The organism is Clostridium hydrogeniformans DSM 21757 (genome assembly GCF_000686705.1).
Taxonomy (GTDB): Bacteria; Bacillota; Clostridia; order Clostridiales; family Clostridiaceae; genus Clostridium_Z; species Clostridium_Z hydrogeniformans.
The window spans coordinates 77,732-100,453 of the sequence record NZ_JMLJ01000015.1 but is presented as its reverse complement, the minus strand read 5'-3'; the positions used below and the strand labels follow the sequence as shown (position 1 = coordinate 100,453).

The window sequence follows — 22,722 nt, the reverse complement described above, 5'->3', positions numbered from 1 at the left end:
GATTAATTTCTATTTTTTCTCTTTTGTACTACGTATTTTATAAAATTCTCTATATCTTCAAGGTCATCCTCTGAAAATTCCTCGCCTTCAAAGTGTGCAGCTATAGTTTCTATTCCATTATCTTTGATTAGATTATTAATTTTTTCCTTTGTATTTACCTTTTCATTTTCTTTATTGCATTTAGAAACATTATTTTCGCTGAAGAATGACAAGGGAACTTCACAAGACTCAGCAATTCTTGTTAATAATTCGTATTTAGGATAAATCCTACCACTTTCAATATCACCAAGATAGCTTCTAGATATCTTTAAATCATCTGCTAAATTTTGGCCAGTATATTTACTTTTAATTTTTTCACTCTTTAATTTTCTAGCTTCCTTAATGAGATGACCTAAGCATTTTTTATCCAGAACCATTTTATTATCTCCTTTCATTTAAAGTTAAAGTATAAGCATATTATACGTAATTTACGGTAAATAGTCAAGAATACTACGTAAATAAAAGCATATGTGATTATACGTAATATAAATTTATTACGTAAAGAAATTTGACGTAATTTACGTAAAAATAGCATGTTTTTACGTTTGTAAAAGTAAAATTTATAACGTAAAATATAACCATAAACTAAATTTACGATAAAAAACGTAAAAAAGGAGAGTATTATGTCGGATTTATTTAACTCATTAGAATGGAATAAGAAAATTGAAGTTTTAAGAACGATGAAAGGATGGACACAAGAAAAAGCATCAGAAGAGTGCTTCACAGGACAAAAGAATTATTGGCAGTGGGAAGCAGGAAAAGTATACCCTAGAAAAAATAGCAGAATAGCAATTGCTAAAGCTTTTGGAGTTAAAGAGAATGAAATATTTTCTTAGGAGAGGTAATTATGAAAACAGATGAATTTAAAAGCATACTAAAAGAATGTTTAGATGAGTTAGGATATGAAAGTAGTAAAGCTACATTAACCATTCAAGAATGTGCGAAGTTTACAGGTATAGGAAAAGACAAACTTTTTCAATTGGCACATAATCAACGAAGTGGGTTCCCAGTTTTTAAGGTAGGAGCTAAGTTTTTAGTCAATAAGACTATGTTAATTGAATGGTTAAATAGGATAACTCTTGAAGGAGAAGTATTATAAGAAATATTTTGAGGAGGTAAAAGTATGTTAGGAAAGTTAGTTGAAGCTCAGACTTGTGGATTAAAAATAAGAGAAGAGTTTAAGAATTTAATTCCACCATTAATGGAAGAAGAAAAAACAGAACTTGAAAAAAGCATATTAATGTTTGGATGTAGAGACAAGGTTATAACTTGGAATGGAATTATAATAGATGGACATAACCGTTATGAAATTTGTACAAGAAATAAAATAAAGTTTGAGATATTAAATATGGATTATGACTTTGAAAATGAAGAAGAAGTAGAGCAGTGGATTATAAAAAATCAATTTGCTAGAAGAAATATATCAAGCTACCAAAGGTCAATTCTTGCATTACAACTTAAAGAAAGTATAGCTAAGAAGGCTAAAGAAAATCAAGGGATAAGAAGTGATTTAACATCTAGCAGAAATCTGCCATATGTTGACGATCTAAGCAATGAATTAGCAGAGTTTCAAAATAACAATGAATTAGTCAATGATAAGTCAGTTTTAATAAAGCAAAAAAATGATGAAAAAAGGTTAATAGAAAAACCTATAAACACCAGAGAAGAGATAGCAAAAATAGCAGGGGTAAGTCATGACACAATACACAAAGTAGAAACAATAGAAAAGGAAGCTCCAAAGGTAATTAAAGAAGCAGCAAAAGAAAATATTATAAGTGTAAATAAAGCATATAAAATAACCAAGGAAGTTAAGGCTTTAAAAGAAGAAGAAAAGGAAAACAAAGCAGAGGAATTATTAAATCAACAATACACAGAAAAAGCAAGGAAAGTAGATAAAGAAAAAAAGATAGCAGACAAAATAGCAGATATTATCTATGGAGTTTTGACAATAGAAATAGATGAGAAAAGGATAGGATATTATTTAGAATATTCGCCTGCAGAGCCCTTAGAAAAACATATTCAAAGATGTGATGAATCAATAAAAAAGCTAGAGAATATGAAAAGTATTTTTGAGAATATGAAAAAAATTAAGGTGGTGAAATAAATGGCAATGGATAAGAGGATAAAGGGAAAAATCAACTCAATAATGGAGGATAAACCTAATATTACAGTTGATGAACTTATAGAAATAGTAAAAAAATATATAGCAAAGCCAGATACAAATAAACTTATACAACAAGAATATAGAAGGATAACTCAACGTCTTATGGCTTCATATAGGGACGAGCAGGGTGTAAGAGAATGTTTTTCAGTAAAGACGGATACAGGGAGTTTATATGTGAATATATCTAGTACAAAAGATAAAGGGGATTTACAGAAGATAAGACAACAGTTATCTAAAAAATATAGGGGATTGAATAAATCTCTAAAAAAGATTGACATAAGAGAACAAATCTTAAATGGGCAAATAGAAATGAATGAAAATAATTGGAGAGAGGAAGAAGTAAATTGATAAGGTTGGCTGTAGTATTAACCCCTATTTATTGTAGCTTACTAGTTACCGCATTGTTAATAAAAAATATTATAAAAATCAAGAGAAGTAAAAAAATAAATTCTATGCTTGTAGCTACATTAGAGATCAATTTTTTAGTTATAGCTTTAATAATGTTAATAAACATAATTTAGGAGGAAACGATGAGGGAGTTAGAATCACTAAAACAAAAATTAAAAGCAACGGACAATGAGCTTGTAGAAGCATTAGGAGTTGTTATAGAAGATGTAAAAGGAAATCTATATAAGGTTACACATGAGGACCTTGTAGATAAGTTAGAACAAAATATAAAAACATTGAGAAGGTGTTAGGAGGAGAAGTGAATGAAAACAGAGGACAAGACTAAAGAAATAGCAAGGGAATTACTAGATTTAACCTCAGAACTTTGGAATGCTCTTGAGAATAAACATGATGAAGAAATATATCAAATTAGAAAGCTGATAAAACAGTTACTTTAGGAGGGGATATAGTGAAAAATGGTAAGAGATTAACTAGGGAAGAAAAAAAGTTTTTAGAAAGCAATGGAGTAAATCCTAATGGATATTTAAGAGTTAAGAAATTAGCAGATAGTTATATATTTCTTAATAAAGAAACTGGTAAGACACTAGATATAAGGAGGTAATTATGAAAGAACATATATTTGATAGTTATGAGAATAAAAACATAGATGATTTTAGAAAAGAACTAAAAAACAAGGGTTATAAAATGGAGAGTTACAACCAATTAGGGGACAGGTTAATTCAAATTTTTAAGGATAGTAATGGGAATATGATTGAGGTAGAAACTAAGTTCTATAATTGGGATAATGCAGACGGAACAAAAGCTATAATGTTTCAAGATGCTTATAAGATAAATTAGGAGGTATTTAATATGAAAACAAGTGAAGATATAAAGGCTTTAGCCACTGCCATGACTAAAGCACAGGAAAATATAAAAGGTATCAAGCCAGATGCTGATAATCCTTTCTTTAAAAGTAATTATATAACATTAGATAATATTTTGGAAGTAGTAAGACCTATTTTAACAAAAGAAGATATTTGGCTAACACAAAATATTTCTAGTAATGGAGAGTATGTAGAGGTTACTACTAGATTAACCCATACAACAGGTGAATGGCTAGAAACGGACATTTTAAGAATGAAACCAACGAAAATGGACCCACAACAATTAGGAAGTTGTATAACATATGCTAAAAGATATCAACTATCTGGTTTATTAGGTATAAGTTCAGATGTAGATGATGATGGAAATAAAGCTACATTTGGTACTGACAAGCCTAAGACTATAACATTAGATCAAGCTAACAAGCTGAGAACATTAACCAAAGAGAAGAAGATTAGTGAAGAGTATATTTGTAAATTTAGAAAAGTATCTAGGTTTGAGGAATTAAAAGAAAATGATTACCAACAAGTGATGGAATGGTTAATGAAAAGGTAGGAGGTATTGCATGAAATTAGATATAGAACTTGATGGATGGGATTCAATTAGTGTAACAGGTCAAAATATAGAGTTTATTCATAATCAAAATGACATTATTAATATAGAGTTAGGAAGCAAACATATAATGCAACTTTTAGAAGGTTTATATAAAGAGGGAATATTGGATGTGAAATTTCTAAATGAGATTATAGAAGTGCGTAAAGAGTATATATCAAACTAAGGAGGAAGGGAGATGGCAGGAGAAGGTAATAAAGGTTGGGTTAGTTTATATAGAAGTATACAGGACCATTGGTTATGGCAAGAAGAAGAAAAATATACTAAGTTACAAGCATGGTTATACCTTCTCTTGTCAGCTAACCATAAAGAAGGTAAAGCTCTTATCGGAAATGAGTTGGTTACAGTAGAGGTTGGATGCCGTATAACTTCTATAAAGAAACTAATGAAAAAATGGGGATGGGGAAATACAAAGGTAAGGAATTTTCTTAAGTTATTAGAGGAAGAAAACATGATAGAGTATTCTGGAGAAAAGTATACCTTAATAAGAATTTTAAATTATGAAAAGTATCAAAAACAAACCGATAAAACACCAGATATACCAATGGATTCAGTGATTAAGCAAATCGACAGTAAATCGACAACAAATCGAGAACAAATCGATAGCAAATCGCAAACAAATACAAACAATAATGATAATAATGAAAACAATGATAATAATGATAATAACTATACGTCAGATTCTAACGAATGCAGACTAGCAGAATATTTATTTAATCATATTAAGTCTAATAATCCTAAGACAAGGAAACCTAATTTTCAAACATGGTCAAAGGAATTTGATAAGATTCTTAGGATAGATAATAGGGATTTAGAAGAGGTTAAGGAGCTAATAGTATTTAGCCAGAAGCATGAGTTTTGGCATAGGAATATATTAAGTCCTAGTAGCCTAAGAAAGCAGTATGACAGGCTTCTATTGGAAAAGATTAAGCCTATTAAACAGACATATCAAAAGAAAGAGAGCAACTTTAATAACTTTGACCAGAGGACCTATGATTTTGAGTCTCTTGAAAGAAAGTTATTAGGTTGGGACAAGGAGGAATAAAGATGAAGGAATTTTATACTACTAGGGAACTTGAACAGAAATATGATTTAACAGCACCCTTTTTAAGGGAAGTTATAAACATGGGGTATATAGAAACAAGTAAGTTAGGGTCCTATCATTTAATAGAGCCAAGTAAGTTTAGAAGTGGAGTAGAAGCATTAATAAAAGATTTAAACGTGATTCTAGAATCTGAATAGCTTTAAATGTAGGGGAGTAAATAATATGAAAGATTATATAAGAAGTAGAATATATGAATCAGCAGAATATGTTTTAGAGAATAAAGCAACCATTAGGGAAACAGCTAGAAAGATGATGATATCTAAGAGTACGGTACACAAGGATTTAAGAGAAAGGCTAGCCTTACTAGATGGACAGTTATTTAATGAAGTTAAAGAAGTTTTAGAGGAGAATTTAGAACAAAGGCATATTAGAGGAGGAGCTTCTACAAAGGCTAAATATTTTTCATAGATAAAATAACACTATATGAAGATGTAGGTTTATGCTTAAATTCTCATATGGTAATCAAATAATAATGAGGTGTTAATGTGACTAATAAAGAAAAAGCAAGAATGACATACAATGCTTTAAAGTATAGAAAGAGAAAAAGAGATTTAGAAGCTACAAGCTTTTCTATAGAAAGAATGGATAGGGTACTTAAAAGAAATTATAAAGGTAGAAAAAGGATAGGGGCTTAGTATGGAGATAGCATTAATATTAAGTCTACTAGGGATTGTAATAGCTTTAATAATGATAAATAAAAGAGTTGATAAGATATTTAAAATTATAGATACGAAGGGTGATTTAATTGAGTAAGTATAAAGCTGAAAAGGTAGTACTAGATGGTATTAGATTTGATAGTAAGGACGAAGCGAGATATTACTTATATTTAAAGAAGCTTAAAAGTGAAAGTAAAATTGAGAACTTTGAACTTCAACCTAAATATGAGCTTCAGCCTAAGTTTAAAAAGAATGCAAAGAGTTTTCTACCAGTTTTCTATATAGCTGATTTCCTAATATATCACTTAGATGGGAGTTTAGAAGTTATAGATATAAAAGGAATGGCTACAGAAACAGCAAAGCTTAAGAGAAAACTATTTGAATATAGATACCCAGACTTAAATCTATCATGGCTCATTAGGTCATTAAAATATAGTGAGACTGGTTGGATAGATTGTGATGAATTAAAGAAGATTAGAAGGGAGAATAAGAAATGCAAATAAAAGTTATTGATGATAAAACTGGAAGACTAATTGATGATATAAATTGTGTGGGGTTCAATTTACAGTTTGTAACCTCAGATGGAAATGGACAAATACAAAAGATAACTAATCTTAATAATGGTAAATATGGTGCTAAGCATTGGATTAAGAATGATATATACCAACCTATTGCAAAGAAGATTAAAGAAAAATTAAAGAAAGAGATAGCATCATTCAGTGTTTTAAATATAAATAAGATACTATTTATTGAGGATATTGACTATATAGGGGATGAGGTAGACAGGAATACGGATTGGGTTATGAAAATAAAGAAAGCTCCTGTGCAATTAACAGAGTATACAGGATATAAGTTCATAATAGAGAGCCGAGAATTTTGGATGGAGAGAATATCAGAGGAACAAATCGTAGCACATATTTATAGCTGCTTAAAACAAATAGACGGAGACAAATTAATAGAGCCAGATATTAAAGGTTGGAAAGAGGTTATAGGTAATTTAGGTTATGGGTGGGAAACAACATTATCTCCTATACACAATTTATTAGATGGATTTGATAAAGAAGATTTTATGATGCTTAAGAAAGCAGATAAACAGTTGATGTTTAATTTAAAGAATGCTTAATGTGTTATATTCCCACAGAGTTGTTAACAGCTCTGTGGGAGTTATAGGAGGATTAGTCTATGTATTTTGAAAATTTACTTGCACTACATATAGCGATACAACATAAAACAACTCAAGAGAGAGCTTTTGCTATGTTAGATAATCTTATAGATACAGGAAAGTTAAGAAAAAAGTATGTAAAGCTTAAAGGAGAAGATACAAAAGATATGATTGAGCTTAGAAAACAAGGATTATTAATAAAAGAAATAGCTGAAATTTATGGAGTTTGTGATTCTAATATATGTAGAAGAATCAAGGAATATAAAGTAGAAATTAAGGAGGAACAATAATGAATAAAGTAATATTAATAGGAAGAATAACAAAGGATCCAGAATTAAAATATACACCAGGAACAGGAATGGCTGTAACAAATATAAATTTAGCTGTAGATAAATACAATCCATCTACTAGGCAGAAAGAAGCTGACTTCATACCTGTTGTTATATGGGGTAAACAGGCTGAAAGTATAGCTACATATTGCAGTAAAGGAAGTATGGTAGCTATAGGTGGGAAGGTTCAAAATAGGTCGTATGATGCCAAGGATGGAACTAAGAGATATGTAACTGAAGTTGTAGCACAGGAAGTTAAATTCTTAGATAATAAGAAGCAGGACCAAGGTATGAGCAATCCATTTAGCAATCCTTATGATGATATGACGCAAGTTGAGTATTCTGGAGATATTCCATTCTAATGTGTAATAAATTATAATACTATATAATAAATTATATTAATGTATAGTACATTATAATACTATATAATAAATTATATTAATATATAGTACATTATATTAAATTATATTAAATTATATTAAATTATATTAATTTAGGGTAGAATAAAAAATAGTTTAGTGATAGAATGTATTATAAGTTAAACGAAAAATTACCACACTTACTGATAATAAGTGTGGTAAATATTTAGAGATTACTTAAATAAGAAGGTTAATAGTGATAATAGAGTAGTGATTATAGTACAAACTACTATTACTAAAGGGTGAAAGTTCTCAAATCTTTTTAATGTATTTCTCATGTAAATCACCTCCTTTATGGTGATAAGCTCCTAAGTGCGAATTAGGAGCTTTTTTATTATGTAATTGATTATACACGCTAAAGAAAAAAATGGCGATTTTAATTTTGAGTTTCTTTTTGTATATACGCATAATAAACAACTATTCCTTATATTTTTAACGTTTTTTAACTGTTTCCTTATGTTGACAAAACAAATTCTTTAATTTGTAAAATTATTTTTATATAACGTTATCCACTGTATATTGTGTATAATTTTAAGTATCATACTATATTTTGATTTTTATAAAATATTAATATGTAGAAAAATGTCGTTTATATATTTATAAATAGTACCATATATGTTATAATATAGTTATAAGTTTAATGGACATCCCTTTAGAAAAGTGGTGTCCTAATTCTCTTTTTTGGGAGGGGTAATTGATGTTAAGCCAAGTAAGATTATTGCTAAATGAAGTTAAGAGTTGGAAAACTGAAATAGGTATTTTAGATTTAGAAATAGAAGATATAAAGAATGATTATATACATGCTATTGCATATGGAGAGAGAACAGGAGCTACAAATAAGATAAATAGGCAAAATGAAAATATAGTTATTAGTAATGAGGATAAGATAAGGGAATTAAATCAAAAGAAAAGAAGTTTAGAAATATCTATTAATGTTATAGAGAAAAGTTTAGGAATATTAACGGATATTGAAAGAGAAGTAATAGAGTATAAGTATTTAAGTGATGAGAATAATACATGGAGAGATGTTACTTATAAGCTTCATAGTAGAGATGTGACAGTTAAAAGGGCAGAGAAAAGAGCATTAAGAAAAATGCTTCCTATGTTAACTAAGCATAGTAGGTTAAGAATGTATATAGAAGGTACACAAAAAGTACACTAAAAATATACTAAAAAGGAGCTTCAAGTGTAACTTTTTTAATGTTAATATAGTATCATAGAAAAAACAAGGGGAGGTGAGAACCTTCCTATGTACTATACGGTTATTCATACGCAAAGCATTCTAGCTAAAAGTTAGGGTGCTTTTTAATTTTACTTAAGATAAAAACAGAGGTGTTAGAATTGAAAATTGAAAAACTAAATATTGATTTGATTATTCCATATGAGAATAATTCCAAAGAACATACTGAGGAACAGATAGAACAGATAAAAACTTCTATAAAGGAATTTGGATTTAATGATCCATTAGCCATAGATGAAAATAATATTATTATAGAAGGGCATGGAAGGTATGAATCCTTAAAAGAGCTAGGATATGAAGAGGTAGAAGTAATAAGATTAAGTCATTTAACAGAGTTACAGAAGAAGCAATATATAATAGCTCATAATAAGCTATGTCTTAATACAGAGTTTGACCTAGATAGGTTAGAAGGAGAATTGAAGTCTATAAAAATTCTAGAAGGAGATTTAAATATATTAGGTTTTGGTGAAGAAGAATTAAAGGATATATTAGATCCAAGAGAAAATATACTAGACCTATTAGAAGATGATGGGTTTGTAAATCTTAGAGATGAAGTCACAAATAAATCTGATATATTCTCAGTAACATTTAATTTTGATAAAAAGAATGAGGATATATTAAAAAATTATATATCATTAAATGGTAAAGAGAAAATTACATCTCTTATATTGCAGGAGGTGAAAGCCTGTGCCTAATTGTGGAAGTCAAATAACGATATGCGATCTACCTATAAGGTTTGATACTTATAAAGGTTGTGAACATGATTGTAAATATTGTTTTGTCCAAAGAAAAACAGATATAAGCAATGTTGAGAAGAGAGAAACAACAGAAGCTTTAATAAAGTTTATAAAAGGTCATAGGACAAAGGAAACAAACTGGTGTGATTGGGATATACCTTTACATTGGGGAGGTATGTCAGACCCATTTCAACCTGCAGAAAAGAATCATAGATTAAGTTATGAATGCTTAAAGATATTTGCTAAGACTAAATATCCAGTTGTAATATCTACAAAAGGTAAGCTTATAGCTGATAGGGAGTATTTAGATTTAGTTAAGCAATGTAATATAGTTGTTCAAGTTTCTTTAGTTAGTCAACTATATGACAGGATAGAGAAAGGAGCTCCTACATTTGAAGAAAGGTTAGAAGTGGTAAGAAAATTAGTACCTAATTGTAAAAAGGTTATAGTTAGAATACAGCCATATATAAGAGAAGCTAAGAAGGATATATTAACACTATTATTGCCTAAACTACATGATTATGGAGTATACGGAATAACATTGGAAGGCATGAAACATATTAAAAAAGTAAAAGGCTTTGATGAAAGAGTTGGAGCTGACTTCTGTTATCCTAAGGAGATATTAAAGAAAGATTTTTTAGAGATAAAGAAGAAAGCGAATGTATTAGGAATCAAATGTTTCATGGCAGAGAATAGATTAAGAAAGTATGGAGATGGTCTTTGTTGTTGTGGTGTAGGAGATTTAGATGGATTTAAAGTAAATAGGTACAACTTAAACCATATTTATTTTGATAAAGAGAAGCCAGTTCCCAATAAAGTTATGCTAGAAAAGGGAAGATGTGAGTGTTTTGCAACTACAATGCAGATAACTGCTGCGCATTCAGCTTTAAGAAAAATGAGTTTTAAAGAATGTATGGATTTATCGGTTAAAGATATAAATAATATAAAAGCATTAGGAGTGTAGTATAAAGTGGAGAATAATAAGGACCCAACAGAAAGAGAAATTAAGTTTTATAAGGATAAAATAGAGCCGTATTTAGAAGAGATACCGAAATGGCGTAGAAATGGCTATACAACTAAGCAAGTGGCTGAAAGGCTGGGTATAAGTCAACGTACATTAGAAAGGCATCAGAAGAAGTTTGAGTCGCTTATGACGGCTCTTAAAAAAGGGAAGGAAGAATTAGTCCTTGAACTAGAAGAAACCTTATATAAGAAAGCATTAGGCTATGAATATTGGGAAGAAAAAGAGTATATATCTTCTGATGGAAAGAAAAAGAAAGTTAAGAAGGAAAGAATTAAGAAGCTTTATCAATCTGATACAGCTTTAATATTTGCTCTTAAGAACTTAGCTCCACATAAATGGAGAGATAAGCAGAATATTGAACATAGTGGGAATGTATTTAATGAGGTTAATATAACAATAGATGGTGAAGAATATGGCGATTAATCTTAATATTAATTCAAATGTATTTAACCCAATATACCTGAAACATCAATTAAATAATAATAATCGTTATCAGATTTACTACGGAGGGTCATCCAGTGGTAAATCTTTTTCTTTGGCTCAAAGAACTGTTTTGGATGTACTTAAGGGGAATAGGAATTACTTAATAGTGAGAAATGTCCAAAGTACAATTAAAAGATCATGCTTAAATGAAATAACAAAAGCTATTAGTAATTTGAAAATGAGTGGGTATTTTGATGTTAATAAAACAGACATGATAATCACTTGTAAATTAAATAAAAAGCAAATATTATTTTGTGGTCTAGATGATCCAGAAAAAATTAAGTCTATAACTCCTATAGATGGTGTAATAACTGATATATGGGTGGAAGAAGCTACCGAAACAGATTACAAAGCAGTAAAGCAATTAGATAAAAGACTTAGAGGAATGAGTAAGGTAACTAAAAGATTAACTTTAAGCTTTAACCCTATATTAAAAGACCATTGGTTATATAAAGAGTATTTTAGTATTTGGGAAGATGATAAGCAGTATGTGGAAAAAGATAATATAAGCATACTTAAGACCACATATAAAGATAATAAATTCTTAACTAAAGACGATATATTAGCGTTAGAGAATGAGACAGACAAATATTATTATGAAGTTTATACATTAGGCAATTGGGGAGTTCTTGGAGCTGTTATATTTAAGAATTGGAAAGTTAAAGATTTTAGTGATATAGAAAAAACTTTTGATAATCATAGACATGGGGTTGACTGGGGATTTGCTGATGATCCTTTTGCTTATGTAAAATCACATTATGATAAGACAAGAAAGAAGCTTTATATATGTGATGAAATAGAAGCTGTTGGACTGCTTAATGAAGAGTCAGCACCAAAGGTTAAAGAAAAGTCTGGAACTAGTAGAGTTATTTGTGATAGCGCTGAGCCTAAGTCAATTGCAGAATATAAAAAATTAAAGGTAAATGCTAAATCAGCTAATAAAGGACCAGGAAGTATTGAATATGGAATTAAGTTTTTACAAGGATTAGAAATTATAATACATTCAAGATGCCAGAACTTTAAAAATGAGATAAGTAAATATAAATACAAAGAGGATAAGAATGGGAATATACTACCTATACCAATAGATAAGGATAACCATTTAATAGATGCCCTTAGATATTCATTAGAAGATGATATGAAGAATAGCAAATGGCTAGTGTAGGGGGTGATAAGGTTGAATCTATCAGAGATTAAGAAGTTAATAGATAAAGATAGAATATCACAGAGTAAAGCAAAGGCTAGAGAAGGACTTAAGTATTATAAGGGAGAGCATGAAATATTAAATTATAGGCTTTTCTATTATGACAGTAATGGTATTCTTAAAGAGGATAAATATAGGTCTAACATAAAGATACCACACCAGTTTCACACGGAATTGGTAGACCAAAAGGTTCAATATTTATTAAGTAACCCAGTAAAGGTTTTAGTGGAAGATGAAAACTTACAAGAACATTTAAAAGAGTATATAAACGAAGACTTTCAGGAGCTTCTACAAAATGCAATAGAGGGAGCTTCAAACAAAGGATATGAGTATGTATATGCTTATGTAGATGAAGATAATAAAATTAACTTCCAGATAGCTGATTCACTCAGCGTTGTTCCAATATATGATAAAAAGAACCATTATAAGTTAAAGTCAATAGTGAGGTATTATGATACTAAAATACAGGACCAAGATGAAGAAGTAACTATAACTAAAGCAGAGGTATGGACAGATAAAGACGTAACTTATTATATACAGGATAAGAACAGTAAGGAGCTTAAGTTGGATGGTGGTATAAATCCTAACCCAAGACCACATATAATCCTTGAAGATGATAAGGCTTATTATGATGGAGGAAGCTTAGGATATATACCATTTTTTAAACTTCAAAATAATAAGTATGAAAAAACAGATTTAGAGTCTGTAAAAGCCTTAATAGATGATTATGACCTAATGGCTTGTAGTTTATCTAATAACTTACAGGACTTTCAGGAGGCAATATATGTAGTAAGGGGATATCCTGGAGATAATCTTGACGAGCTTACTACTAATCTTAAAACAAAGAAAACTATAGGTGTAGATGAATCGGGTGGAATAGATATAAAAACAATAGATATCCCGATAGCAGCAAGGGAATCTAAATTAAGATTAGATAAGGAAAGTATATATAAATTTGGTATGGGTTTTGATAGTAGCCAAATAGGTGATGGGAATATAACCAATGTAGTTATTAAATCTCGTTATGCCTTATTAGACCTTAAATGCAATAAAACAGAGATAAGGATTAGAAAGCTAATAAGACAGCTCTTAAAAGTCATAGTAGATGATATTAATAAAAGGAATAATACAACTTACAATTACATGGATATTGAAATTAATATAGTAAGAGAAACAATGGTCAATGAGAATGATGTTTATAGTAATGAGAAGATAGAGGCAGAAACAAAGGGGCAATTGATAGATAATATTCTTACTTCTGCATCAAGACTTGATGATGATACAGTGCTTAAGTTACTATGTGAAATATTAGAGTTAGATTATGAAGAAGTCAAGGAAAAGCTAGATAAACAGGAAATTGAAAGTGTAGATTTCAATTCATTATCAGAGCAATTAATAAATAAAACACCAGAAGAGGTTCAAGAAGATGAATAAGTATTATAAAGAGCTTTTTAACATGATGAGTAAGAATGAAAATGAAGTCGAAAGGCTACTTATTCTAAACTATACAAATGCTTTAGGAGAAATAAAATCTTCTATAAAGGATTATATGACTAGATATTCTGATTTAACTTATGCTGAATGGTTGCAATATAATAGGGTTAAGTCTTTGGAAATGCAAGTAAATAAAACTCTTAGTAATCTGTATAAAGCAAATAATAAATACATAAATACTCATGCTTTCAAAATGTATGAAGAAAATTACTTTGGACTATTTTATGAGTTAGAAAGTAGTTATAATTTAAATCTAAGTTTTTCTATGCTGAATGAGGATTATATAAGAAAGTCTATAGAATACCCGATAGAAGGGTTGAAATTATCAGAAAGACTATATGCCAAACACTTACATGACTTAAAACTAAGAGTAAAAGCGTGTTTACATGACACTATGATAAATGATAAAGGATATAGGGTTATGGCCAAAAAGTTAAGTGAAATATCAGGTGCTGATTACAAACAGAGTTTAAGAATAGCCATAACGGAGGGAAATAGACTCAGAAGTTTAGCAAGAGAAGACAGTTACCAAGAAGCAAATAACCTGGGCATAGATTTAAAAAAGAAATGGGTATCAACTTTAAGTAAAAAAACTAGACCTTCACATCAAAGGTTAGATGGGCAAACAGTACTTATTGACGAGGAGTTTGAGATTGATGGGAATAAAGCACCCCAACCAAGACTATTCGGAGTGGCAAGTGAAGATATACATTGCAAATGTGATACCGTAGTTGTAGTTGATGGAATATCACCAGAACTTAGAAGAGATAATGAGAATAAAAAAACAATTTCATATACGAATTATGATGAATGGTCTAATAATAGAGTTAAAGGAACGCAAGTTATATCCTAACTTGAATATCTAACCTTCTATGTAATATAATACATAAGAGGTGATGATATGGGGTTTTTTAGAAAAATGATAGAGAAACAAAAGGAAATTGATAGAAAAAAGATTGAAGAAGCAAGGAAAGAAAGATCAGAATTTGAAAATAAAAAATCAGAATTAGATGAGCAGGGGGAAGTATATTGCCCTAAATGTTTATCAATAAAACTCTCAGCTAATAAAAAAGGATATGATATAAAGAAGGGGATTTTATTAGGTGGTGTTGGAGGTTTTATAGGAAAAGATAAAATAGAAATAACTTGTTTAAAATGTGGAAATAAGTTTAAACCAGGAGAATAGCACTCTAGATATAGGGTGTTTTCACTATATGCTAGGAGAAGAGTATGAAGGTTAAAGAGCTAAGAGGTGTTTTAAAAGAAAGTATATATATATTAAATCTATATGAGGAGAAAGAATTATTCATTCCAACTAAAACTGGTGAAATTTATGTTAATGAACATGATGAAATTTTATGGGAAAAATATGGCGAATATACAGTTGAAGAAATTTTCAATGAGTATGAATCAATGATAATAAAGATAAAGTAACATTCTATTTTTAGGAATAGGATGTTTTTATTTTGCCTTTTTATAATAACTACTTATAGGCGTAAAAGAATAAAGGATATAACTAATATGTGAAGCAACCACGTAAAAAGCGTATTTAGGAGGTAAGGAATATGGGATTTAATGAATTTTTAAAATCACAAGGATTAAGTGATGGACAAATAAACAAAATGCTTTCAGATATGAGAGAAAATAAAATATATACAACATCAGAAGAAAATATAGAGGAGCGATACAATAAGCTTAAGGGTCAAAAAGAGGACTTAGAAGGACAGATTAATACTGCCAATTCAACTATTAAGGATTTAAAAAAGAATAATATAGATAATGAAGAGTTGCAAAATAAGGTATCTAATTATGAAAAAGAAATAGCAACGCTTAAAGAGACATCAACTAAAAGAGAAAAAGAGTTTACTATAAAAAGTAAGTTAAAAGATATAGGATGTACTGATGTTGAGTATATGCTTTACAAACTAGGAAATATTGAAGAGGTTGATATTGAAAAAGATCTAGATAATAAGATTAAAGAGCTTTCGGAAAATAATAATTCATTTTTCAAGGTTGAGGATAAAAAAGAACCAGAAAAACAAGACCCAAAGGTGATAGCTAATAAGTTACCAGGAACAGATAATCCACCACAAAGCTTTACTATGGAGCAACTTAAGAATATGACACCAGATGAAATAAATAAGAGCTGGGATACAATTAAAGACTTAAAATTTGATGAATAAGGAAGGAAGATGTTAAATGTCAGTTAAAAATTTTATACCACAAATATGGAGTGCTAGGTTACTTGCTAATTTAGATAAGAAATTAGTTTATGCTAACGCAGTTAATAGAGATTATGAAGGGGAAATTAAATCTTTTGGAGATACTGTTAAGATTAATAAGATGGGTAATGTAACAGTTAAGGATTATAAAGATGGAAAAATTGATGATCCGGAGGAATTAAGTTCTGAACAAACTATACTTACTATAGACCAGGCTAAATATTTTAACTTTAAGGTGGATGATGTAGATAGAGCCCAAGCTAACGTAAAATTAGTAGATAAAGGAATGGAGAGAGCTTCTTATGCTATACAAGATGTAATAGATCAATATATAGCTGGATTAGTTAAAGATGCTAATATAAAAATGGGTAATAATACTACACCTATAGAAGTAACAGTTTCTAATGCTTATGATATTTTAGTTGATTTAGGGGTTAAACTTGATGAAAAGAATGTTCCTAGGACAGGAAGATTTGTTATATTACCACCTTTCTATTTAGGGTTAATCGCAAAAGATCCAAGGTTTACAAAAGAATATAAGGTACTTGAAAATGGTTTAGTAGAAGGGGCTTCTGTATCTGGATTTAGTATAAGGATGTCTAATAATGTACCAGTTAATGCAGGGAAATATAATATTATGGCCGGCACTGACATGGCTATTTCATTTGCAGGACAAGTAACTGAAATAGAGGCATATAGACCAGAGAAGTCCTTTTCTGATGCAATGAAAGGATTATATGTATATGGAACTAAAGTAGTTCAACCAGATTGTTTAGCAAATCTTACAGTGAAATTAAAAGAGGGTACTTCTACAGTATAAGACTAGTGTAGTAAGTCACTAGTCTTTTTATTAGGTGGTGATTAAATGATTATACCTTTAGAAGAAGCTAAGAAGCTCTTAAAAGTAAAAGATGATAGCCAAAATTATGAGTTACAAATGAAGCTCGAAGCATTAGAAATCATGATAAGAAATAAAACTAATAATAAATTTTTAGATATTAGGGTAAGGGTAAATACTAATCTAGTCTTTAATATTGGAAATACAATAACAGGAGCTAATTTTAAAACTTTAGGATTTAGAGAAGGCAATACCATAGATATAGATGATAGTATTCAAAATAATGGAGTTCATGAAGTCATAGAGGTATCTGAAACTTATATAAAAGTTAAGGGTGAGATACAAGAGGAAGGAAGTAATTGTCTTATAACTAAAGTAATATATCCTTCTGATATAAAGCTAGGAGTAATTAAATTACTTCAATATGATAATAAAATGACTGATAAGATAGGTATTAAACAAGAAACTATAGCTAGAGTATCTACTACCTATTTTGATATGGGAAATAATGAAAGTGTAGAGGGTTATCCATCAGCATTATTAAAATTCCTAGATAAATATAAAAAATTGAGGTGGTCATAATAGATACATCAAGAGCACTTTATTTTTCTGTTAAAGGGATTATTAAAAAAGATAATGGAATAGGCGGAAATATCGAAAAAGAAGCTGAACTATTTAAGATACAAGGGTTTTTAGATTTATTAACTGGAGATGAAACAAGTACAAATAATTCTTTTATTCAGGAATCTACTCATATTCTTATTACAGATTATAGAGAGGATATAAGCAACAAACAGTGGATGATAGATAATAAAAATAATAGATATGATATCACTTTAGTTGATGATCCTTTATCTATGAATCACCATTTAGAAATATATCTTAAGTTTATAGGTGAATATAATGCCTAGTAATTTTAAAGATAACTCAAAAGCTTGTAAAAAAGCTATAAAGACAGCTAATATAAAATGGCTTAAGGCTGTTGCTTTGGTAATACAAGGTCAAGCGAAAGCCTTGGTACCAGTTGACACATCTAATTTGAAAACATCAATAAACCATAAAATTGTAGTTGATAAATTAGAAGCATATATAGGAACTAACGCTGATTATGCTATTTATGTTGAATTTGGTACAGGAGAATTTGCAGAGAATGGCCAGGGAAGAAAAGGTGGATGGGTTTACATTAATACTGAAGGTAAAGCAGTCTTTACCAAAGGGATGAAGCCTAAACCTTATTTAAGACCAGCTTATAGGCAAAATAAGCAGGAATTAATTAAACTATTAAATAAATATTTAAGTGAGATAAGGTGATAGAATGTTACCTTTTTTAAAGGAAATAACAAAAGAGTTTAAAAAGATATGTAAAGAAAGCTACTTAGAAATAAACACATCTGATAAAGTAATATATCCATACTTGACCTTCTCTTATTCTAGTGAAATGCTAGAAAATACAAGAGAAGGTTTTTATGTTGATGTAGATGTATTTGATCATTGTGGTGGAGATACTACGAGATTAGAACAGCTTACAGAAGACATTAGAAAACATTTTATAAAAAATAGAATATTATCAGAGGCGGTATTATTGCAACTTAAAGTGTCAAATAGAAAAATAATACCTACTACTAACCCACAAATAAAGAGAAGATGGATACAAATATATTGTAAAGTAGATTGGAGGTAATAATATGGGTTTGCAAAGAACAGGATACACTAAATCTACCCCTCAGCATTATTGGGTAGATTCTGGAGCTGTATATAAAAATCTTAAATATAATAAAGAAAATAAGGAATGGGAAGGGACTTTATTAGGTGCTACTAGTGATGGTAATAAGTTAACCATAGAGAATGAATATAGACAAATAGAGGTTGATGGAGTATTTACTAAGGCTGTAGGTCAAGAAGTTCTTAAAAGCTCTAATGCTACATTAGAGATTAATATAAAAGAGATTACAGCAGAGAATATAAGGCTTGCTATTAATGGAGAAATAAGAGATATAAAAGAAGGTGAAGCTCCAGAAGGTTATAAAGTAATTGAAGGAAAGTCTAAGTTAGAAGAAAGTGACTATTTTGAGAATCTGGCTTTAGTTGGAACGATAACAGGAAGTGAGCAACCTATTATTGTAATTTTAGATAACGCTTTATGCACTTCAGGGTTGGATGTTGAAACTAAAGATGATGAAGAAGCAGTATTAAAAATGACATTTGAGGCACATGCAGGAGCCGAACAGGTAGCGAATAGAAAGTTACCAGCTAGAATATACTTTCCACCAATAAATAAGGAAGTAAAGCAAGAATCCAAGGCTGATGAAATATAAGAATAATAAAGAACTCACTATGTGGGTTCTTTTCTATTTTAAGGAGGAATTTTAATTATGGAAAATTTAGAAATGAGAAAATTAGGCGGTCAAGATACATTTTTAATGCTTAAAATAATGTCTAAAACAGGAGCAAAGGAAGCTATAAAAGAGTTTTTAAAGAAACAAGGTAATTTTAGCAAGGAAAAGAAAACAGAAAAGGATTATCAAACTATAGGTGTTGAAATAATGTTAGATATAGCTGATATAGTTATGATGAATTTATCTAATGCACAGAAAGAAATAAACCAGTTGCTATCAAATTTGTGTGACTTGAAAACTGAGGAAGTAGAAGAATTAGATTTCCTACAATATAACACTCTAATTATGGATTTCTTTAAGAAGGAGGAATTAAAGAGTTTTTTCAAGCTTATATTCTCATCTTTTCAATAGGAGAGAATAAATTTAAAGATTTACTATATAGAAGATATAATAATCCGTTAGGATTGCTTTCCGCTATGGATATGCAAGAACTGGCGGATTTTATTTCTTATTTAATAAATGAACAAAGAGAAGAGGACTTATGGCAAATATGGCTACATAAATGGATTGATAAAGATTTTGAAGTGTGGAAAGATGAAATACAGTCTAAGCAACAAACAAGCAATAAAAAGATGGATAAAACACAGGAAAAACAAAGCATTGAAAAAGCAGAAAAAATATTAGGAAGGATAAAAAATAAGTAAGGGGGTGAATTAATGGAACTATTCACCTTGTTTGGTAAGATTGCTGTAAATGATAAAGATGCCAATAAGAGTATAGATAGTGTAACAGGTAAGGCTAAACAATCAGAAGGTGTTATAGGAAAAGCATTTTCTGGTATAGGCAAAACAATTGCAAAGGCTTTTGCAGTAGGGGCTGTAGTAGCTTTTGAAAAGAAGATAGTAAGCACTTATTCTACATATGATGATCAAATGAGAAAGGTGCAAGCAGTAAGTGGTGCTACAGGAAAGGCATATGAAGCCTTAAGAGGAAAAGCAGAGGAATTAGGGGCAAAGACTAGATTTTCTGCAACAGAAGCAGGGCAAGGAATGGAGAATCTTGCTAGAGCAGGTTGGAAAACAGGCGAAATAATGGAAGGTATAGGTCCAGTTCTTTCTTTTGCAACTGCTAATGCCATAGACTTAGGGAGTGCGGCAGGAATAGTAGCAGATGGATTAAGTCAATTTGGTTTGACAGCAAAAGACACAACAATGTTTACAGATATTTTAAGTGCTACTGCGTCAGCGGCTAATACAGATATAGGATTATTAGGAGAAACATTTAAGTATGTAGGGCCAGTGGCTGGTTCGTTAGGGTATAAGCTTCAAGATGTATCTGTTGCTATAGGATTAATGGCTAATAAAGGTATAAAAGGATCACAGGCAGGTACTTCGCTTAGAAGTGCTTTAACAAGACTTGCTAACCCTACTGGAGATAGTGCTAAATTAATGAGGGAGTTAGGAATTAGCATTACAGACAGTACGGGTAAAGTTAAGCCATTCAATACTCTTATGCAAGAATTAAGAGGGAAATTTAGCAAGTTAAATGATGCTCAGAAAGCTCAATATGCTTCAACTATATTCGGTCAAGAAGCTATGTCAGGAATGTTAGCAGTTGTAAATGCTACCCCAGAAGAATTTGAGAAAATGACTAAGGCTGTAGCTGAAAGTGAAGGTCAAACACAGAAAATGGCAGACACTATGGATGGTGGACTTGGTGGAGCTATAGCAGGAGTAAAAAGTGCTTGGGAAGGCTTATTAATAAAACTTGGAGAAATGCAGAATGGAATTTTAGTAGATGCTTTTAATAAGCTTGCACAAGTATTACAATCACTTCCAAATGAAATAGAATATGTGAGCAATAAATTTAAAGAGTTTACAAATTTTCTAAAAGAGCATGAAACAGCTATAAAAGCCATAGGCATAATTTTTGGAGCAGTTATAACAAGTTTTGTTCTTAATTCTGCAAAGTTAAAGATTGCAGATGTAGGAATTAAAAGTTTTATTAAAGGCTTTAAAGCCTTTAAAGCTATAACTCCTATAATAAAAGGGGCTGGGACTGCGTTTAGTTTTTTAACTAGTCCAGTGGGTTTAGCAGGTATAGCAATAGGATTATTTGCAGCCGCAGCTTATTTAATTTATAAAAATTGGGATAAGATAGGCCCATGGCTTAGCGATTTATGGAATGGAATTAAAGAAACTGTAGTATCTGTATGGAATAGTATTAAGGAATTTTTTATAAACTTATGGAATGGTATTAAGGAGATTTTCACAACATCAGTAAATGCCATAGGAGAGTTTTTTAGTACTGCATGGCAAGATATATGCGATTTTTTTGTTACTGCATGGGAAGTCATAACAATACCATTTAAATTTATTTGGGAACTAATAAAATCTATTGTAAAGACTGGAATGGCTTTAATAGAAGCTGTAATCGGAACTGCAATGCAAATAATTAGTCAATTGTGGGAATATGTATGGAATTTCTTATGGCAGTTTTTAGAGCCAATATGGGAAGGTATAAAATCCGTAGTTCAAGCGGGTATAGGATTTATATCTAATATAATAAGTGCTGTAGGAAATTTTATATCAAATATATGGAATACAATATGGTCAACGATTGTAGGAATAGTAACTAGTATATGGAATGAAATATCATATATATGGAATAGCATATATACGTTTATACAAAGTATATTAAATTCTATAAGTAATGTAATAAGTTCAATTTGGAATTCAATTAAAGGCTTTATAAGTAGTGCAATAACTTCTATTAAAAATATAATAAGCAGTGTATGGAATACTATATCAAGTATTACATCAAGTATTTGGAATGGTATTAAAGGTGTAATAAGTGGAATTTGGAATGGGATTAAGAGTGTTGTAAGTGGAGCCGTAAATGGGGTTAAGAGTTCTGTAACAGGGGCATGGAATAGTATTAAGTCTGTTACAACAACGGTATGGAATGGTATAAAGACAGCCATATGGACACCTATAGAGAAAGCACAGAGTCTGCTTAGTGGATTTGTAGATAAAGTTAAAGGCTGGTTTTCTAACTTATTTCCAAAAGTTAAATTACCGCATTTTAAGATAAATGGAGAATTTAGCTTAATGCCTCCTAGAGTGCCAAGTATAGGAATAGATTGGTACGCAGAAGGTGGAATATTAACTAAGCCAACCATGTTTGGAATGATGAATGGAAGGGCACAAGTAGGAGGAGAAGCAGGTCCAGAAGCTGTAATTCCTATCGAGAAATTGGAAGAGTTCATATATAACAGTTTTGTTAGAGCTATAAATGATACTGGTTTAGGGGATGTAAGCATGGATGGGTATTTAGTAGCAAAGAGATTAAGTCCACATTTAGCTAGTATGTCTAGAAGGAGGTAATTA

Annotated in this window: 38 protein-coding genes; 37 read left to right on the top strand and 1 reads right to left on the bottom strand. The window is 30.2% G+C overall.

Going from position 1 to position 22,722, the window contains the following annotated elements:
* Positions 1-2 precede the first annotated feature (2 nt).
* Positions 3-416 carry a helix-turn-helix domain-containing protein gene (locus BR69_RS21825; protein ID WP_051623569.1) on the bottom strand — a complete coding sequence of 138 codons (414 nt, stop codon included), beginning with the start codon at positions 414-416 and terminating at the stop codon, positions 3-5.
* A gap of 246 nt (positions 417-662) precedes the next feature.
* Between BR69_RS21825 and BR69_RS0110095 the strand changes: the two genes are divergently transcribed.
* The 37 genes from BR69_RS0110095 to BR69_RS0109900 all read left to right on the top strand — a co-directional run bounded on the left by BR69_RS0110095 (position 663) and on the right by BR69_RS0109900 (position 22,719).
* Positions 663-875 carry a helix-turn-helix domain-containing protein gene (locus BR69_RS0110095; RefSeq protein ID WP_027633085.1) on the top strand — a complete coding sequence of 71 codons (213 nt, stop codon included), beginning with the start codon at positions 663-665 and terminating at the stop codon, positions 873-875.
* 11 nt (positions 876-886) lie between these two features.
* Positions 887-1,138, top strand: coding sequence for an excisionase family DNA-binding protein (locus BR69_RS0110090; protein WP_034849681.1), 252 nt, complete (start codon positions 887-889; stop codon positions 1,136-1,138).
* Positions 1,139-1,162: 24 nt separating this feature from the next.
* Positions 1,163-2,143 carry a ParB N-terminal domain-containing protein gene (locus BR69_RS0110085; RefSeq protein ID WP_027633083.1) on the top strand — a complete coding sequence of 327 codons (981 nt, stop codon included), beginning with the start codon at positions 1,163-1,165 and terminating at the stop codon, positions 2,141-2,143.
* The gene (locus tag BR69_RS0110080) at positions 2,144-2,551 is read left to right on the top strand and encodes a hypothetical protein (protein WP_027633082.1); all 408 of its coding nucleotides are present in this window, start codon (positions 2,144-2,146) and stop codon (positions 2,549-2,551) included.
* 182 nt (positions 2,552-2,733) lie between these two features.
* Positions 2,734-2,901: a hypothetical protein gene (locus BR69_RS21820; RefSeq protein ID WP_160169947.1), complete on the top strand. Its 168-nt coding sequence runs from the start codon at positions 2,734-2,736 to the stop codon at positions 2,899-2,901.
* Positions 2,902-2,913: 12 nt separating this feature from the next.
* Complete coding sequence (locus BR69_RS22300) at positions 2,914-3,048, top strand: hypothetical protein (RefSeq protein WP_278246092.1); 135 nt, start codon at positions 2,914-2,916, stop codon at positions 3,046-3,048.
* An 11-nt stretch (positions 3,049-3,059) separates the two neighbouring features.
* Positions 3,060-3,212, top strand: coding sequence for a DUF6906 family protein (locus tag BR69_RS21970; protein ID WP_162832173.1), 153 nt, complete (start codon positions 3,060-3,062; stop codon positions 3,210-3,212).
* A gap of 2 nt (positions 3,213-3,214) precedes the next feature.
* On the top strand, positions 3,215-3,448 hold the full coding sequence (locus BR69_RS0110055) for a hypothetical protein (RefSeq protein ID WP_027633081.1): 234 nt from the start codon (positions 3,215-3,217) through the stop codon (positions 3,446-3,448).
* 12 nt (positions 3,449-3,460) lie between these two features.
* Positions 3,461-4,027 carry an ERF family protein gene (locus BR69_RS20350; RefSeq protein WP_051623568.1) on the top strand — a complete coding sequence of 189 codons (567 nt, stop codon included), beginning with the start codon at positions 3,461-3,463 and terminating at the stop codon, positions 4,025-4,027.
* A gap of 10 nt (positions 4,028-4,037) precedes the next feature.
* Entirely contained in the window at positions 4,038-4,250 is a 213-nt protein-coding gene (locus tag BR69_RS0110045; protein WP_027633080.1) for a hypothetical protein, read from the top strand.
* 12 nt (positions 4,251-4,262) lie between these two features.
* Entirely contained in the window at positions 4,263-5,129 is an 867-nt protein-coding gene (locus tag BR69_RS0110040; RefSeq protein ID WP_027633079.1) for a hypothetical protein, read from the top strand.
* Positions 5,130-5,131: 2 nt separating this feature from the next.
* Positions 5,132-5,326 (top strand): hypothetical protein, encoded by a 195-nt coding sequence (locus BR69_RS0110035; protein WP_027633078.1) that lies wholly within the window; start codon positions 5,132-5,134, stop codon positions 5,324-5,326.
* A gap of 25 nt (positions 5,327-5,351) precedes the next feature.
* The gene (locus tag BR69_RS0110030; protein ID WP_027633077.1) at positions 5,352-5,597 is read left to right on the top strand and encodes a sporulation transcriptional regulator SpoIIID; all 246 of its coding nucleotides are present in this window, start codon (positions 5,352-5,354) and stop codon (positions 5,595-5,597) included.
* 77 nt (positions 5,598-5,674) lie between these two features.
* A complete protein-coding gene (locus tag BR69_RS21815; RefSeq protein ID WP_160169946.1) occupies positions 5,675-5,824 on the top strand; it encodes a hypothetical protein in 150 nt (49 codons plus the stop codon).
* Between the two features lie 110 nt (positions 5,825-5,934).
* A complete protein-coding gene (locus BR69_RS0110015) occupies positions 5,935-6,348 on the top strand; it encodes a DUF1064 domain-containing protein (RefSeq protein WP_027633076.1) in 414 nt (137 codons plus the stop codon).
* The gene (locus BR69_RS0110010; protein WP_027633075.1) at positions 6,339-6,968 is read left to right on the top strand and encodes a putative metallopeptidase; all 630 of its coding nucleotides are present in this window, start codon (positions 6,339-6,341) and stop codon (positions 6,966-6,968) included. The genes BR69_RS0110015 and BR69_RS0110010 overlap by 10 nt, the downstream gene beginning before the upstream one ends.
* Positions 6,969-7,027: 59 nt before the next feature.
* On the top strand, positions 7,028-7,297 hold the full coding sequence (locus BR69_RS20345; RefSeq protein WP_034849678.1) for a hypothetical protein: 270 nt from the start codon (positions 7,028-7,030) through the stop codon (positions 7,295-7,297).
* A complete protein-coding gene (locus BR69_RS0110000; protein WP_027633074.1) occupies positions 7,297-7,698 on the top strand; it encodes a single-stranded DNA-binding protein in 402 nt (133 codons plus the stop codon). The genes BR69_RS20345 and BR69_RS0110000 overlap by 1 nt, the downstream gene beginning before the upstream one ends.
* Positions 7,699-8,452: 754 nt before the next feature.
* Positions 8,453-8,917 (top strand): DUF722 domain-containing protein, encoded by a 465-nt coding sequence (locus tag BR69_RS0109990; protein WP_027633073.1) that lies wholly within the window; start codon positions 8,453-8,455, stop codon positions 8,915-8,917.
* 179 nt (positions 8,918-9,096) lie between these two features.
* On the top strand, positions 9,097-9,690 hold the full coding sequence (locus BR69_RS0109985) for a ParB/Srx family N-terminal domain-containing protein (RefSeq protein ID WP_027633072.1): 594 nt from the start codon (positions 9,097-9,099) through the stop codon (positions 9,688-9,690).
* Complete coding sequence (locus BR69_RS20340) at positions 9,683-10,696, top strand: radical SAM protein (RefSeq protein ID WP_242840682.1); 1,014 nt, start codon at positions 9,683-9,685, stop codon at positions 10,694-10,696. The genes BR69_RS0109985 and BR69_RS20340 overlap by 8 nt, the downstream gene beginning before the upstream one ends.
* 6 nt (positions 10,697-10,702) lie before the next feature.
* Positions 10,703-11,179, top strand: coding sequence for a helix-turn-helix domain-containing protein (locus tag BR69_RS0109975; protein ID WP_051623567.1), 477 nt, complete (start codon positions 10,703-10,705; stop codon positions 11,177-11,179).
* Positions 11,169-12,404, top strand: coding sequence for a PBSX family phage terminase large subunit (locus BR69_RS0109970; protein ID WP_027633070.1), 1,236 nt, complete (start codon positions 11,169-11,171; stop codon positions 12,402-12,404). Before BR69_RS0109975 ends, BR69_RS0109970 begins: the two co-directional genes overlap by 11 nt.
* 3 nt (positions 12,405-12,407) lie before the next feature.
* Positions 12,408-13,877, top strand: coding sequence for a phage portal protein (locus tag BR69_RS0109965; RefSeq protein WP_242840681.1), 1,470 nt, complete (start codon positions 12,408-12,410; stop codon positions 13,875-13,877).
* Positions 13,870-14,790: a phage minor head protein gene (locus BR69_RS0109960; RefSeq protein WP_027633068.1), complete on the top strand. Its 921-nt coding sequence runs from the start codon at positions 13,870-13,872 to the stop codon at positions 14,788-14,790. Before BR69_RS0109965 ends, BR69_RS0109960 begins: the two co-directional genes overlap by 8 nt.
* A gap of 48 nt (positions 14,791-14,838) precedes the next feature.
* On the top strand, positions 14,839-15,123 hold the full coding sequence (locus BR69_RS20335; RefSeq protein ID WP_051623566.1) for a hypothetical protein: 285 nt from the start codon (positions 14,839-14,841) through the stop codon (positions 15,121-15,123).
* Between the two features lie 44 nt (positions 15,124-15,167).
* On the top strand, positions 15,168-15,371 hold the full coding sequence (locus BR69_RS0109950) for a hypothetical protein (protein ID WP_027633067.1): 204 nt from the start codon (positions 15,168-15,170) through the stop codon (positions 15,369-15,371).
* A gap of 131 nt (positions 15,372-15,502) precedes the next feature.
* The gene (locus BR69_RS0109945) at positions 15,503-16,120 is read left to right on the top strand and encodes a phage scaffolding protein (protein WP_027633066.1); all 618 of its coding nucleotides are present in this window, start codon (positions 15,503-15,505) and stop codon (positions 16,118-16,120) included.
* A gap of 16 nt (positions 16,121-16,136) precedes the next feature.
* Entirely contained in the window at positions 16,137-16,979 is an 843-nt protein-coding gene (locus BR69_RS0109940) for a phage major capsid protein (protein ID WP_027633065.1), read from the top strand.
* Between the two features lie 45 nt (positions 16,980-17,024).
* Positions 17,025-17,579, top strand: coding sequence for a hypothetical protein (locus tag BR69_RS0109935; RefSeq protein ID WP_027633064.1), 555 nt, complete (start codon positions 17,025-17,027; stop codon positions 17,577-17,579).
* The gene (locus BR69_RS0109930) at positions 17,579-17,908 is read left to right on the top strand and encodes a phage head completion protein (RefSeq protein WP_027633063.1); all 330 of its coding nucleotides are present in this window, start codon (positions 17,579-17,581) and stop codon (positions 17,906-17,908) included. Before BR69_RS0109935 ends, BR69_RS0109930 begins: the two co-directional genes overlap by 1 nt.
* Positions 17,901-18,308 (top strand): HK97-gp10 family putative phage morphogenesis protein, encoded by a 408-nt coding sequence (locus BR69_RS0109925; RefSeq protein WP_034849674.1) that lies wholly within the window; start codon positions 17,901-17,903, stop codon positions 18,306-18,308. Before BR69_RS0109930 ends, BR69_RS0109925 begins: the two co-directional genes overlap by 8 nt.
* A 4-nt stretch (positions 18,309-18,312) precedes the next feature.
* Positions 18,313-18,678: a hypothetical protein gene (locus BR69_RS0109920; RefSeq protein WP_027633061.1), complete on the top strand. Its 366-nt coding sequence runs from the start codon at positions 18,313-18,315 to the stop codon at positions 18,676-18,678.
* A gap of 4 nt (positions 18,679-18,682) precedes the next feature.
* A complete protein-coding gene (locus tag BR69_RS0109915; protein WP_027633060.1) occupies positions 18,683-19,312 on the top strand; it encodes a hypothetical protein in 630 nt (209 codons plus the stop codon).
* A 57-nt stretch (positions 19,313-19,369) separates the two neighbouring features.
* The gene (locus BR69_RS0109910) at positions 19,370-19,744 is read left to right on the top strand and encodes a hypothetical protein (protein WP_027633059.1); all 375 of its coding nucleotides are present in this window, start codon (positions 19,370-19,372) and stop codon (positions 19,742-19,744) included.
* 65 nt (positions 19,745-19,809) lie between these two features.
* Positions 19,810-20,037, top strand: coding sequence for a hypothetical protein (locus BR69_RS0109905; protein ID WP_027633058.1), 228 nt, complete (start codon positions 19,810-19,812; stop codon positions 20,035-20,037).
* Positions 20,038-20,049: 12 nt separating this feature from the next.
* Positions 20,050-22,719: a phage tail tape measure protein gene (locus BR69_RS0109900; protein WP_027633057.1), complete on the top strand. Its 2,670-nt coding sequence runs from the start codon at positions 20,050-20,052 to the stop codon at positions 22,717-22,719.
* Positions 22,720-22,722 lie beyond the last annotated feature (3 nt).